This is a genomic window from Melghirimyces thermohalophilus, from assembly GCF_900102685.1.
Taxonomy (GTDB): Bacteria; Bacillota; Bacilli; order Thermoactinomycetales; family DSM-45169; genus Melghirimyces; species Melghirimyces thermohalophilus.
In genome coordinates, this window is the sequence record NZ_FMZA01000006.1 from 1 (window position 1) to 13,561 (window position 13,561).

The 13,561-nt window shown below is 51.9% G+C and carries 11 protein-coding genes, 9 tRNA genes and 2 rRNA genes; 18 read left to right on the forward strand and 4 right to left on the reverse strand.

Features of this window, described 5'->3' with window-relative positions; translation table 11 throughout:
* The 6 genes from BLP91_RS05350 to BLP91_RS05375 all read left to right on the forward strand — a co-directional run.
* A 23S ribosomal RNA gene (locus tag BLP91_RS05350) occupies positions 1–150 on the forward strand; the annotation flags it as partial.
* A 71-nt stretch (positions 151–221) separates the two neighbouring features.
* Positions 222–338 (forward strand): 5S ribosomal RNA (gene rrf / locus BLP91_RS05355).
* Between the two features lie 358 nt (positions 339–696).
* Positions 697–787 (forward strand) — tRNA-Ser (locus BLP91_RS05360).
* A gap of 92 nt (positions 788–879) precedes the next feature.
* A tRNA-Phe gene (locus BLP91_RS05365) sits at positions 880–955 on the forward strand.
* Positions 956–965: 10 nt separating this feature from the next.
* Positions 966–1,041 (forward strand) — tRNA-Thr (locus tag BLP91_RS05370).
* 10 nt (positions 1,042–1,051) lie between these two features.
* Positions 1,052–1,125, forward strand: a tRNA-Trp gene (locus tag BLP91_RS05375).
* 7 nt (positions 1,126–1,132) lie between these two features.
* Here BLP91_RS05375 and BLP91_RS05380 read toward each other — a convergent pair.
* Positions 1,133–1,561, reverse strand: coding sequence for a YugN family protein (locus BLP91_RS05380; RefSeq protein ID WP_091567457.1), 429 nt, complete (start codon positions 1,559–1,561; stop codon positions 1,133–1,135).
* Positions 1,562–1,623: 62 nt separating this feature from the next.
* Between BLP91_RS05380 and BLP91_RS05385 the strand changes: the two genes are divergently transcribed.
* From BLP91_RS05385 to BLP91_RS05405, 5 genes are all read left to right on the forward strand, one after another.
* Positions 1,624–1,697 (forward strand) — tRNA-Cys (locus tag BLP91_RS05385).
* Between the two features lie 30 nt (positions 1,698–1,727).
* A tRNA-Leu gene (locus tag BLP91_RS05390) sits at positions 1,728–1,815 on the forward strand.
* Positions 1,816–1,821: 6 nt separating this feature from the next.
* Positions 1,822–1,898: transfer RNA gene (locus tag BLP91_RS05395), tRNA-Arg, on the forward strand.
* Between the two features lie 119 nt (positions 1,899–2,017).
* A tRNA-Leu gene (locus BLP91_RS05400) sits at positions 2,018–2,105 on the forward strand.
* A 6-nt stretch (positions 2,106–2,111) separates the two neighbouring features.
* A tRNA-Arg gene (locus BLP91_RS05405) sits at positions 2,112–2,188 on the forward strand.
* 125 nt (positions 2,189–2,313) lie between these two features.
* On the opposite strand, the gene BLP91_RS05410 is transcribed toward BLP91_RS05405, so the two are convergent.
* Positions 2,314–3,777, reverse strand: a complete 1,464-nt coding sequence (locus BLP91_RS05410; protein ID WP_176757839.1) for a glycosyl hydrolase family 18 protein — start codon at positions 3,775–3,777, stop codon at positions 2,314–2,316.
* A gap of 191 nt (positions 3,778–3,968) precedes the next feature.
* The gene (gene mnmA / locus BLP91_RS05415) at positions 3,969–5,054 is read right to left on the reverse strand and encodes a tRNA 2-thiouridine(34) synthase MnmA (RefSeq protein WP_143003469.1); all 1,086 of its coding nucleotides are present in this window, start codon (positions 5,052–5,054) and stop codon (positions 3,969–3,971) included.
* Positions 5,055–5,218: 164 nt separating this feature from the next.
* Here mnmA and BLP91_RS05420 point away from each other — a divergent pair, with 164 nt between their 5' ends.
* The 5 genes from BLP91_RS05420 to BLP91_RS05440 all read left to right on the forward strand — a co-directional run bounded on the left by BLP91_RS05420 (position 5,219) and on the right by BLP91_RS05440 (position 10,089).
* On the forward strand, positions 5,219–6,568 hold the full coding sequence (locus BLP91_RS05420; protein WP_091567461.1) for a TrkH family potassium uptake protein: 1,350 nt from the start codon (positions 5,219–5,221) through the stop codon (positions 6,566–6,568).
* Between the two features lie 288 nt (positions 6,569–6,856).
* Positions 6,857–7,765, forward strand: a complete 909-nt coding sequence (locus BLP91_RS05425; protein WP_091567463.1) for a tetratricopeptide repeat protein — start codon at positions 6,857–6,859, stop codon at positions 7,763–7,765.
* 102 nt (positions 7,766–7,867) lie between these two features.
* A complete protein-coding gene (locus tag BLP91_RS05430; protein WP_091567465.1) occupies positions 7,868–8,194 on the forward strand; it encodes a hypothetical protein in 327 nt (108 codons plus the stop codon).
* A 289-nt stretch (positions 8,195–8,483) separates the two neighbouring features.
* On the forward strand, positions 8,484–9,104 hold the full coding sequence (locus tag BLP91_RS05435; protein ID WP_091567467.1) for a DUF47 domain-containing protein: 621 nt from the start codon (positions 8,484–8,486) through the stop codon (positions 9,102–9,104).
* Entirely contained in the window at positions 9,097–10,089 is a 993-nt protein-coding gene (locus BLP91_RS05440) for an inorganic phosphate transporter (protein WP_091567469.1), read from the forward strand. Before BLP91_RS05435 ends, BLP91_RS05440 begins: the two co-directional genes overlap by 8 nt.
* 49 nt (positions 10,090–10,138) lie before the next feature.
* On the opposite strand, the gene BLP91_RS05445 is transcribed toward BLP91_RS05440, so the two are convergent.
* Positions 10,139–11,044, reverse strand: a complete 906-nt coding sequence (locus BLP91_RS05445; RefSeq protein ID WP_176757840.1) for a zinc dependent phospholipase C family protein — start codon at positions 11,042–11,044, stop codon at positions 10,139–10,141.
* A 178-nt stretch (positions 11,045–11,222) separates the two neighbouring features.
* Here BLP91_RS05445 and BLP91_RS05450 point away from each other — a divergent pair, with 178 nt between their 5' ends.
* On the forward strand, positions 11,223–12,053 hold the full coding sequence (locus tag BLP91_RS05450) for an inositol monophosphatase family protein (protein ID WP_245662135.1): 831 nt from the start codon (positions 11,223–11,225) through the stop codon (positions 12,051–12,053).
* Between the two features lie 29 nt (positions 12,054–12,082).
* The gene (gene pepV, locus BLP91_RS05455) at positions 12,083–13,507 is read left to right on the forward strand and encodes a dipeptidase PepV (protein ID WP_425412182.1); all 1,425 of its coding nucleotides are present in this window, start codon (positions 12,083–12,085) and stop codon (positions 13,505–13,507) included.
* Positions 13,508–13,561: the final 54 nt, after the last annotated feature.

A 13,561-nucleotide genomic window follows, 5' to 3' on the forward strand; every position in this document is an offset into this window, starting at 1 on the left:
GCATCTAAGCGCGAAGCCCCCCTCAAGATGAGATTTCCCACTGGCTAGACCAGGTAAGACCCCTTGTAGATGACAAGGTAGATCGGTCCGAGGTGTAAGCGTGGCAACACGTTCAGCTGACGGATACGAATCGGTCGAGGACTTCTCCTGAGTCGCTTCGACTGGTGACAGGTTCTCATTCCGCATCCGGTTTTCAGGGTGCAACCCTGAATGATATAGGGTCTGGTGATGATGGCGGAGGGGACCCACCCGTTCCCATCCCGAACACGGAAGTTAAGCCCTCCAGCGCCGATGGTACTTGGGGCGAGAGCCCCTGGGAGAGTAGGACATCGCCGGGCAGACCATTGTTTCCCTCGATCCCCACCGGACCGGGGGAAACGTTTTTTTAGGGTTATAAAACTCCTGCCAAATAGACAGGAAGGAGGAGGTTAATGGTCGGCGGCCCGTAATTGTTCCGGCGGTTGGATAAAGAACTGATCGACTGCCCCCTCCTTTTGAATGATATCCGATAGCTTTTGTTCAGCTGATGGGGTCACATGGATATTCAAACGATGTTCACTCCCCCGTATATCCCCGCCCGTATATGATAGCCGTTTTGATTGCAACGCCATAAAGAGAAGAAAAGTCCTTGACAGAAATGCTCATCCATCATATAATAAATGATGTCGCATTCGAAAGCGCTCTTTAAAAATTTATGGAGAGGTGTCCGAGAGGCCGAAGGAGCACGATTGGAAATCGTGTAGGCGGTATCCCCGTCTCGAGGGTTCGAATCCCTCCCTCTCCGCCATATTTACCTTTTTACCTTTTGCAGGTTGAGAGAATGGATCCAAAACAAATCTTGACTGATACGGACTTGTTTGATAAAATCATGGCTGCTGTGGTTCGGTAGCTCAGTCGGTAGAGCAGAGGACTGAAAATCCTCGTGTCGGCGGTTCGATTCCGTCCCGAACCACCACTTGTTTTTCGCCGGTGTAGCTCAACTGGTAGAGCAACTGACTTGTAATCAGTAGGTTGGGGGTTCAAGTCCTCTCGCCGGCACCAAAGAGCTTGTAGGGGCGTAGTTCAATGGTAGAACAGAGGTCTCCAAAACCTCAAATGCGGGTTCGATTCCTGCCGCCCCTGCCATTTATCTTTACCTTTGCTGTAATTCCTTTTGGAACCGCCGCTCCAATTGATTGATCTCGGATTGTGCCCGTTCTGTCCATTTCGCATTAACTTTTGCATCTTTATCGGCAGGTTCAGCAAACTGGTTGACAGAACCTGAAATCAAACCGGCTTGAGCTTGTTGATTGCCTCCATCTTGATAAATATGCTTTAGCACGAAGGGTTGACCGATGCGAAGGGTTGCTGATCGTGTGCCGATGCTTCCTTCAACAGCAGTGACGGGTATGCGGAGATAGATACGGTGTTCCCGGTCGTTTTCCCAATCAAGAGCCTTATCGTAGTAACCGTGATCGTACTCATAACCGCCTCCGAGAACAAACCCTTCTTCATTAAAAAGGCGGTCCAATGGAATGAAGTCACCTTCCTGGTTTTCCAGGCTGGATTGTAAAGGGATCATGTTGTTCACTCCTTTTTCAACTGACTTTATTGTTTGTCTCCTGACTGCATTTCATTCTTTATGGCGGCATAGCCAAGTGGTAAGGCAGAGGACTGCAAATCCTTTATCCCCGGTTCGAATCCGGGTGCCGCCTCCAATCCCTCTTACATTTTAAAATAAATACTGCGCGGACGTGGCGGAATCGGCAGACGCGCTAGATTCAGGATCTAGTGGTCATTGCGACCGTGGAGGTTCAAGTCCTCTCGTCCGCACCATTCTATGCGCCCTTAGCTCAGCTGGACAGAGCGTCTGACTACGGATCAGAAGGTCGGGAGTTCGAATCTTCCAGGGCGCACCAAAGCACCGGCCCATTTGGACCGGTGCTTTTTAGTTTTCCTTGTGTGTGTATAAAAAACCCTTGACTATTCAAGCTAAACATTATAGAATAAGATGTGTTGACGGAAAATAAATTGTTATGCGGACGTGGCGGAATCGGCAGACGCGCTAGATTCAGGATCTAGTGGTCATTGCGACCGTGGAGGTTCAAGTCCTCTCGTCCGCACCATTCTATGCGCCCTTAGCTCAGCTGGACAGAGCGTCTGACTACGGATCAGAAGGTCGGGAGTTCGAATCTTCCAGGGCGCACCAAAGCACCGGCCCATTTGGACCGGTGCTTTTTTGTGTAAGGTTCATGATAACGGGAGAAGGGATGTTTTATCGCTTGTGTAACCTGATCTTATTGGCCCGATCAGTCCTTAGGGGATGTCAGTATTTCATTTCTTTTTTGAAGGTTTTCTGTTTTCCTGTTCGATCATTCGCCAAATCTTCGGGTCTTCTGCACCCAGGTACCAATGGGTGATACCTCCGAGCTTAGGGTATTGCTTTTTAAGAAGTTGAAACTTGGTGCGGTAGCCGATGGCGTCTTGATAATACCCGATCCAGGTTTCCCCGTCATCGCGATAGCGGAACCAGGGCTCCCCGCTTTTACCCCTGTGGACATTCAATTGATGGTGACGAATCAAACGTTGTGCTTCGCTGTAGGATAGGGGGGCCAATTGATCAGGATCGGACCAGATGTATCCATGTCCGGAGAGGCTGACGTTGATTTTTTTCGCAGGGATGGTCTGCAGGGCATAATTGAGCACCTGTTCCATCCAAGAAAGCGGGGCGGAGGGGCCTTCCTTGTTCCAACTGTAGTGATAGGCCATGATTTTGACGCTGTCTGCTGCCTCTCCGAGACTTTTCCAGTCTTGGGCTTGTTGGACGGGGGAAATTCCGGCGTCATTGGTTTTCGGATGCACTGCGATGCTTAACCAGCGGTCCTTCTCGTGAAGATGTCTGGATAAATTTTGGACAAACTCAACGAAGGATTTTCGATCCTGTGGCAATAAGGGTTGAAATTGAATTTCAACTCCGTCGTATCCGTAATGTTCTACCCACCGCAGGATTTCCCGGGTCAGCATGTCCCTTTTCTTGGGATCCTGCAGTAACCGATGAATCTGTCCGGGTGCGTATTGGGAGCCGATTACCGGCAGTTGGCGCATGCGGTGTTTGTCGACGATGGAGCGGATACGTGCGGGAAGCTTTTCAGACCCGTGACGAAGCCGGAGCGTGCCATTGGCTTGTACATCCAGCCATGGGTAGTTGAGTTCATCGATCTGCTCAGCCATCTTCTCTAAGCGGTCCAAGGCTTTTTTTTCATCCCAGTAGGGAAAACGGACAGACAGCTGCATCTGACGATTGTTGGGGGAAGCTACAGGGGAAAGGTCGGGGGGATGCAGACGGGCTGGAATATGGTGTTCCGGTGATTTTCGGGGAGAAAAGCTGTGGTGACGGTTCATATCGGGGTTGTGCCAGTTGTTGTGGGGAATCCGGTGACTCGGCCCTGTCGCCGGGGGAGCTTGGATTTTCTGATCGCGAGGTGTTTCCTTTTCCGGATCCGCCTGAGCAGCGGTGTTAGGATCTGACGGATCCCACCAATCGGCTGGCTCCTCATCAGAGGAAGTGTCACGGCTCGGATGATGTTCCGTCCGCTTTTCAGCCCTTTGAAGTGTTTTTGACGTCTCCCTTTCTCCGTTCCAATGAAAGAAACCGTCCGCCCATCTTCCGCCGAGACCGACGAGCAAAAATAAAACGATGAGGACAGTCAGGATTCGTCGGTTCCGGCGGCGGCGACTGGATGGAGCCGGCACATCGGTTTCAGGTTTCGATCCTTGGAGATGGTATTGGTTTCGCAATGGGCCGGAACCCTCCCTTCTATTTTGTTCCATATTTTATAGCAAAGAACCAATCATTAACAGGTAAAAGCGGTTAAAAGCCACCTTTGGTTGGATTTAATTAGATCATAGGAACTATTTTCAATACAGGGATATGTTGAATAGCGTAAAAAACGGTTCCGGTGGCCCACCGGAACCGTTGGCTGCACATATTAAAATGTGGATTCAATCGTACCCCCGCCTAGGCAGACATCGCCATCGTAAAATACTACCGCTTGTCCAGGTGTGACCGCCCGCTGGGGTTGATCAAAGCGGACACGAAGAGTTCCATCTTCCGACGGCTCCACGGTGACCCCTTCATCTTTTTGCCGATAACGAACCTTGGCTGTGCAATGGAAAGAGTGGTTATGCTTTTCTTGATCCACCCAGGAAATATTACTGGCGATGAGACCATCAGAGAAAAGAGCCGGATGATCATGGCCTTGCTCCACCAGCAGCACATTGCGCTCCAGATCTTTGCCGACCACGAACCAAGGCTCTCCGGTGCCGCCACCGCCGATGCCCAAACCTTGACGCTGTCCGAGTGTATAATACATCAAGCCGTCGTGGCGACCTTTTACCTCCCCGGACAAGGTTTGCATTTCCCCGGGTTGGGCCGGCAGATATTGACTAAGAAATTCTTTGAAATCCCGTTCGCCGATAAAGCAGATCCCGGTGCTGTCCTTTTTGTTTGCAGTAGGCAATCCCGCCTCTTTGGCGATGCGGCGCAACTCGGGCTTATTCAGGTGTCCCACGGGAAAGATCGTTTTGGAGAGAGCCTCCTGTCCCAAGGTATACAGGAAATAGGTTTGATCTTTATTGGGGTCGGCCCCCCGGAGCAGTCGGTATCGCCCATTCACCCGATCCACCTGAGCGTAATGGCCGGTGGCTATATAATCAGCCCCCAATTGGAGGGCTTTCTCCAGAAACTCGCCAAATTTAATCTCTTTGTTGCACATGACGTCAGGGTTGGGAGTGCGGCCGTTTCGGTATTCGTCCAAAAAATAATTAAAAACCTTGTCCCGGTATTCCCGTTCAAAGTTGACGGAGAAATAGGGGATTCCGATGTGATCGGCAACGCGCCGTACGTCTTCAAAGTCCTCGGTGGCGGTACAGTTCCCCCATTCATCGGTATCATCCCAGTTTTTCATGAACAGGCCGACCACGTCATAGCCCTGTTGCTTCAGTAACAGAGCGGACACGGAGGAATCCACGCCGCCGGACATCCCCACCACAACCCGTGGCGCTGATTTAGTCAAACTGATCCACCTCCGTTTCTGATATTTGGTGATTTGGCATCCTTGTTATATGGGGGGCTCCGTTGTAATCTAGAAGATATTCATCCCAAAAGCGGAATGAATCCATCGAAGGGACTCCATTCTATATATTATAACATGTCCATTCGATGGAAGGGAATTTCGTCATGGCTACCAATAAGCGGCGAATCCGTTGGACGCCTCCGCGAGTTCTTGTGGTCAGTTTTATCATTACCATAGTGACTGGAACCCTTTTGCTCTCCCTTCCGATCGCTACCGAAGGGAAGGAGCCTCTTTCTTTGTTGGATGCTCTATTTACCGCTACTTCAGCGGTTTGTGTGACTGGACTGGTGGTGCAAGACACGGCGCGCACCTTCAGCACCTTTGGCGAAGTGGTGATCTTGGTATTGATCCAGGTTGGGGGATTAGGTGTGACGGGCTTCGCCACCTTTTTTGCGTTGCTGGTAGGGATGAAGGTAGGCGTCAAGGAACGGCTGGTCCTTTCAGAAACGTTTAATTTGGAGCAGCTCGGTGGAGTGGTGGAACTTTTAAAATCCATTTTGTTGATCTTTGTTATCTTTGAGGGAGCGGGTACCCTCATTTTGGCTACGCGCTTCATACCGATATGGGGATGGGGAAAGGGATGGTACTACGCCGTCTTTCACAGCATTTCTGCCTTTAACAACGGCGGTTTCGACCTGAACGGAGAGTTTGGCAAATTTAGCAGCCTGACCCCCTATGTGGAAGATCCTGTGATCAGCTTAACTGTGGCTGCGTTATTTATCGCAGGTGGTCTCGGGTTTATCGTCGTCGTGGAGCTTCTCCAGTATCGGTGGACTCAGCGACTGAGCCTCCATACCAAGCTGGTGTTACTGGCCAATGTGCTGTTAATTTTTTTGGGGGCTGGAGGGATCCTCCTCATTGAGTGGGGAAACCCGGATACGCTTGCCGGCCATTCCTTCGGAAACACCCTCGTCGCCGCTTTCTTTCAGGGAGTAACTCCGCGAAGCAGCGGACTCACAACGCTGGAACTGGATGGTCTTTATCCCGCATCCAAGTTTCTTATCATTTTGCTGATGTTTATCGGGGCTTCACCGGGTTCCACAGGGGGCGGGATTAAAACCACTACCTTTATCACCATTTTACTTGCAGTATGGAGCATGATGCGGGGGCGGGAGGATGTGATCACCTTTCGCAGAAGGGTGCCTCATTCTCAGGTATATCGGGCGTTGACAGTTACGGTGCTTACCATGGGACTGGTGGTCGTGGTCACGATGGTATTGACCATTACCGAATCTTCCGATGTGATGATCGTTCTTTTTGAAACGGTTTCCGCGGCGGCTACGGTAGGCCTTTCTCTTGGGATCACTCCCGAATTGTCCTCTTTAGGCAAAGTTCTGATCATCATCACTATGTTTCTCGGTCGATTAGGGCCAATGACAGTAGCATTTGCTATCGCCCGAAAAACTTTGCGCGAGCGTTATCGTCATCCAGAGGAGAAACCACTGATCGGTTAAATGAAAAAGGCCTCCGACCTCCAACTTATTGTGTATATCGGAGGCCCCCAATGGGCTGAAATCGGCTTTGTACTGAAGCGGTATTATCATAAAGGGGAGATTTGTCGTAAAATCAAAGAAGGAAAGAAGTTTTCGCGTTCTATGGGAAGATGAAAAGATGGGGTAGCTGTCGCTTCGACAAAACTTCGCATGACGACCTAAAATATCCCAAAAAATCACCTCGACCTGAAATGGCTATTGTTTTACAATTCTTTTAAGTTGACAAACAGTGAATAAGGAGGTTGGGGCATGGGACAGATTCCCTTATTCGACGAGTTGGGACATCTGATCTGGACCGACCGTGAAGAATTTCGCCATCATGTGATACCAGAAAATATAAAGGCCGATTGGGACAACGCGCAAAATTTGTACAGCTTTGTGGTTCAGTTATATAAAGACGGTTTTCTGGAGGAAGCGGAGCAGGGAGCCGATCGGTTGCTGGAACTGAGTAACCGTGAGGAGGAAGCCCTGCTGTTAAAGGTGCTGGTGTTGATGAAAAAAGAGGAGAATGAACAGGCCCAGGAATTGCTTCAGGAGTGTATCGACCGTTTCCCCGAGCGGGGGGTGGCCCATACTTATCTGGCCAGGCTTTATGCCCATCGATCCCAACGGGAACAGGTGATCGCTCATTTGCAGGAAGGTTTGAAAAAAGAGCCGAACCAGGAGACGGGCCTTCGCATGTTATCGGAATGGATGGGAGATTCGGAGAAAGTGATCGCCTTTTTAACCATGCTAACAGAGCAGGAGGAAGCTTGGTGGCCCTCGTTGGAACTGGGACGGCTGTTCCTTCTGGAAGGTCGATCCGAAGAAGCATTGGAGCAGTTTTCCCAGGCGATGATCCGGACCCGGGCGTATCGGGAAGATCCTGAGGGGTTGCCGGAGTGGGAGGAGGAAGTGGCGGCGATGACCGCCTCCGCCCTGTTGCGAAAAGAGGGGCGTTTTTCTGAAGTGCTGCGATTTTGCGAGCAATTTTGGACCCCGGCCTATGTAACCCCGTTCCATGGACTGGATTATGCTCATACCCTCGATGAATCGGGGCAAACCCAGAAAGCAGTGGAGGTACTGTCTCGGATGTTAGAATACCTCGATCCCGAATATACCAATGTGGTATCGATGCGGATCGAACAATTCAAAGGAAAAGCATTGAGCAAAACCTGAGGTTTTTCCCGTCTTCCCCATCCGGGAGGAGCATCCTCCCGCTTGTAACGGAATGGATGTCGGTTTTGATAAGGTTATGATGGACAGAGCGGGGTGAACGGTATGGGGCAGCCTTTTTCGTTTTTTTTCGATGAACGGTTGGAGGTGACGCGCCCGCTCCTCCACGTGGAATATGAATCGATGCCTACAGAAGTCCGCCACCAGTTTGAACTGAAATGCCAGCAGATCTGCGCCACCATTCCGGAAAAACTGAAGGAATGGGAGCGCCGCTATCTGGAGCGGTTTGAAGCGCTCAACCAGGCGGAGGACGAGGCAGAATTTGATCGACTCTGGGAAGAGATGGACCGGATATCCAGCCGCATCGCCGATTTGAATCTTCTGTATCTGCATATTGAGGGCAAAAACCTCGGAGCGAACGTTTTCGCATAGAAAAACCCCGCGAGTAACCGCGGGGTTTTTCTGATCACAACACCTGTACTAGGTGGGGGGACCTATTTGGTAAGTTAACCCAAGAATAAAAGAGATATACATGGCGACAGCATTGGCATGCAGTGGGAATTCGCATGATCGTCTATGGTTCCGGGTACGCTGACAGAAGAGAAATTAGCTAAACCGACACGAAAATTTCTTTTCTATCAACAGAAAAACGATTATCATAAGATGTGGTTGATTTGATTAGAAAGATGGGTCGTCGCCCGTCAATAAGGGGGTAACCGAATTGTTTTTCAATCGGTCAAAGGACTCCGTCTTCTACCAGACGCTGGTAGAAGCGGCCGGTAATATCGTGGAAGCGATGCAGCTTTTTCGACAAAATGTCGAGACGCTGGAACACAAAGAATCCTATGCGGAAAAGCTGAAAGACCTTGAAAACAAGGGGGATGAATACACCCATATTGTGATTCGTGAATTGAATCAAACCTTCGTGACACCGATGGATCGGGAAGATCTGCTTCAACTGGCTGTCAAGTTGGATGATGTGCTGGACGGAGTGGAAGCATGCGCCTCCCGCTTTGTTTATTGTCATGTGAATAAAACCACACCGCATTTGATGCAGTTTGCTGAAATGCTGGAGAAATGCGCCGAATATCTGCAGGAAGCCTTTATCTCCTTGGAGAAACGAGATTTTAACAGCATCCAAAAATATGTGGTGGAAATCAACCTCTTGGAAAACCAAGCGGATCGCCTGATGCGGGAATCGGTCGGCGGTCTCTTTGAAGAGCAGAAGGACCCCATCGAGTTGATCAAGATGAAGGAGCTCTACGAAACCTTGGAAGGTGTCACCGACAGCGCGGAGGATCTGGCTAACGTGCTGGAAAGCGTGGTTATGAAATATGCTTGACCCGACCGTGCTGATCGTTTTGGTCGTTGTCCTGGCCCTCATTTTTGATTTCACCAACGGTTGGAACGACTCGGCCAACGCGATCGCCACCGTGATCGGGACGCGGACCCTGACCCCGCTGAAAGCGGTTTTGTTGGCTGCCGTGCTCAATTTGGCTGGTGCCTTTTTTTCCACTGCCGTTGCCAAAACGATCGGGGAAGATATCGTCGACCCGAACCACGTGACCATGATGGTGATTGTCGCCACCCTTTTGGCGGCTATTATCTGGAATACAGTGATGACGCTGTTGGGACTTCCGGTTAGTGCTTCTCACGGTTTGATCGGCTCCTTGATCGGAGCGGCCATCGCTTACAAAGGTTTGGCTGTGATTAAAGCCAGCGGTGTCGGGATGATTTTACTCGCCCTCTTGATTTCTCCTTTGTTAGGGGGGGCTTTGGCGTGGCTTCTGATGAAACTGATTCGGGAAGTATTCCGCAACACCGCTCCCTCGAAAGTGAAACGGATTTTCCGTCCTCTTCAGATATTGTCTGCTTCCTTCATGGCCTTCAGTCACGGGACCTCTGATGCGCAGAAAGCAATGGGAATCATTACGCTGGCCCTTTTTGCCGGTGGGTTTGTAGACAGCATCGAGGTGCCCTTCTGGGTGATCCTGTCTGCCGGTTTGGCGATGGCCTTAGGAACGGCGATCGGCGGCTGGCGGGTGATTAAGACCTTGGGTATGCGTCTCAATCACCTGGAGACGCCTCACGGCTTCGCTGCGGAAACGGCAGCGGCTGCCCTTTTGGCCACCATCGCCAAAGTGGGAGTTCCGGTGAGTACCACCCATACCATTACCGGCTCCATCATCGGGGTTGGCGCAGCGGAACGGGTGAAAGGAATCCGCTGGGGTATTGCCGGGAAGATTTTGTATGCCTGGATCTTTACCCTTCCGGGTACAGCATTGATGGGTTGGCTCTTCTATCAGGTGCTCAAAGTGTTGGATTAACAGGGAAACGAACAGGAAAATCCCTCCCCTACGGGAGGGATTATTATGCTCAAACGAGAGGTTCGGCGAGATGATTCGTCAGATTGGCATCGCATGCTTTCCCCGTATCATAGGAGATGTTGCCGATGGTTCGCTCCAGGGTGGATAAAGGGAGCGTCCCTTTCCAGTAACTGTCGGCCTGTCGGAGGAAGAGGACGGCCTCGTCGAGAGCGGTTGCCCACAGGTCAAGGAAACTTTCTCGATGTTTCTCCCCAGGGATCGCAGGGTGGGACCACTCCCGACCTGATTCGTTTAGATAGTCGGTGTCGGTGCGAATGGGTCGATAACGGAAGGGGCCGATCTTTCCGAAAGTGAGCAGCCACTTGATGCCCAGAGGGTCGTGAAAGAGGCGGAGGGCTCGTTTCATATCCCGATAGGCTTGATTCCAATGGGTGGGCAAAACCATTTCTGTCTCTTGCGGAAAATGCTGTTGAGCGATTCCCGCCAAAACCTCCACCCATTGTCGGGGAAGGGATTCGCCCACATCGATGCGGGTGAAAGCGGGGGTTTTCCAGGTTTGAATGCCTTCCATTCGCTCGGCTAGCAGGGTGTCAATAATCACCTCCAGTTTTTGATGCTTATATCTGCGATAGCCGGCCCAGTAATGGATATAGGGATGGGTATTCCGGTCCAGCACGTGGTGTGTCAAAAAGCCGGCCACATAACTGCGCATGCCGGGGTGCTCGCCAACAGCCTGAATCAAGTCGACCAGAAACGGTCCACAGTGATTCCGGTGAATGGCGAAGCCCAGTCTTTTTACCGCATCATTCCGCTTCCAAGGCCAGAAGTTATGGTAGAGGAGAACATCTGGCCCTTGGCATCCCAGCTCAAAGGGGCCCCAGTGTTTGGGTTCGGAAAACCCTGCTTCACTCAGCGCCTCTCTGCCGAACAGAATGTGGCTCCACAGATAGGGCATGGGCATCACTCCTTTGTTGTAAAGGGTGGAACCTGCTTGGAGATGGTGCTGTAAAATTTCGACCCTTCAGTATTCGGTCCCTTTTTTCATAGGACCAAAAAGGGATGTCCGGTTGGGTCGAGTCTGCTAAGCATGGTATATTGATAAGGATATTCCAGTGACATGGGAGGGCATGCATGTGACAACGTTGGAGACGGCCATTAACGCAGCGCGAGAGGCTGGGGCGCTGATCCGGGAAAAAGCGGCAACAACCAAGCAGGTACAGTTTAAGTCATCTGCCCATGACCTGGTAACTCAAGTGGATCAAGCGGCGGAGGCGATGATTCGGAAGAGGATTCTGGAGAATCATCCCGAGCATGCCATCCTGGGAGAAGAAGGGGTCGCAGCCGGAGTGGATGCCTCCAAGGCCGCCCTGGAAGAAAATCGATCCCATGAACACTTGTGGATTGTAGATCCCATTGATGGGACAACCAATTTTGTCCATGGGTTTCCGATGTTTTGCGTGTCGATCGCCTATGCCCATCATCAAAAAGTGACCACAGCTGTCATCTACGATCCCATGCGAGATGAGCTGTTTACCGCAGAGAAAGGGAGGGGAGCTTTTCTCGGGAACCGTTCGATCCAGGTGAGTTCCGAGAAGGTACTGGAAGAAAGTTTAGTGGCGACTGGCTTTCCATCCGGTGATCGAGGAGTTCGGAGGCGGAATGTGGAGAGGATCCTGAAGATATCTCCCCGTTGCCGCAATCTGCGGGCCGGGGGATCGGCCGCTCTCCATCTCGCTTATGTGGCTTGCGGTCGGTTGAGTGCATTTTGGGAACTGGAGCTGAATGCCTGGGATCTGGCCGCCGGCAGTCTGTTGGTGGAAGAGGCCGGCGGAAAGGTGAGCGATACAGCGGGGAGCCCCTACGATATCGGTGTCCGCCATATACTTGCCAGCAACGGCCGTATCCATTCGCTGTTGTTAGATGAGTTGAAAGAAGCGGGTGCCACCGGGTTTGAAGAGCTATGAAGGATGAGAAGGAGGAACGGGATTTGTCGATCGCATGGTGGAAGGAGATCGAGGTGTACCGGGAGCAGATGATGGAGTGCCTGACAGAGTTGTGCTCCATCGAGAGTGTATTGGATGAATCCACCGCGGGTCCGGCTGCTCCCTTCGGAAAAGGGATCGCTCAAGCCTTGGAGGTTATGCTGCAACTAGGGGAGAAGGAAGGTTTTATCACCAAAAACCTGGACGGGTATGCTGGACATGTGGAGTACGGTCAGGGGGAGGAAATCGTCGGCGTCTTGGCCCACCTGGATGTAGTCCCGGCAGGGGATGGGTGGACTTCACCGCCTTTTGAGCCGGAGATTCGGGAAGGGAAGTTTTACGCCCGAGGAGCCCAAGACGACAAAGGGCCAGCGATGGCCGCTTTCTTCGCCCTGAAGTTGGTGAAGGATTTGGGACTCCCCCTTCATCGGAGAGTGCGCCTTATCCTGGGTACGGATGAGGAGAGTCGTTGGCGGGATATGGATCATTACTTCCAGCATGAACCGATGCCGGAGTTGGCCTTTACCCCAGACGGGGATTTTCCGATCATCCACGCGGAAAAAGGTTTGGTCGATCTGACCCTGTCCGGTCCGGTGGACAAGGTGTCCCAACTGGAGGAGGGTCAGTGGAAACTGGCCCGGTTGGAGGCCGGGCAGCGGGCGAACATGGTGCCTGATTTAGCAGCCGCCCGCCTGGAAGGGGAGGAAGATGTTTTTGGACTGAAAGAGGCCTTCCAGGACTATCTGATCACCCATCAGATCCGGGGGTATGCGGAAGAGGCGGACGATCACCTGAAGCTGATCGTGGAAGGGAAAGCCCACCACGGATCGGAGCCGGATCAGGGAGTCAACGCTGCTTGTCAGCTGGCCCGTTTCCTGGGACAACTCCATCTCGATGAAGCGGGTGCCCGCTATGTCTCTCTGATAAACGACTGCTTGGACGGTGGTTGGTTCGGAGAAAAGCTGGAGATCGCCCAGGAGGATGATCGGGTGGGGCGTCTGACCGTCAATCCGGGGGTTTTTCGCTATGAGCCCGGGGAAGGGCAGTATCTGGAGCTCAATATTCGTTATCCCATCGCCGCTGACATGGAGACGATCCGGAGAAAAGTGGAAGAAAAGCTAGATTCCTACGGGCTGTCTATCACCGATGTGGATCACAAGCCGGGTCACTATGTCGAGCCCGATCATCCCCTGATCCAGACGCTTCGCAAGGTGTATGAAGAACAGACAGGGGAATCAGGAGAACCCATCGCCATCGGCGGAGCCACCTACGCTCGGGCCCTTCGACCTGGTGTCGTGTTCGGCCCCCTGTTTCCGGGCCATCTGGAGCGGGCTCACCAAAAAGATGAGTTTATCGATGTGGAGCAACTGATGCAAGCAGCTGCTTTGTACGCCCAGGCCATTTATGAATTGGCTAATAGAGGGAAGAACGATTGAACGTGCACAGGGGAGCTGGTCTCCACTCAGGTGGTCACCCCCTGATCTTACTAC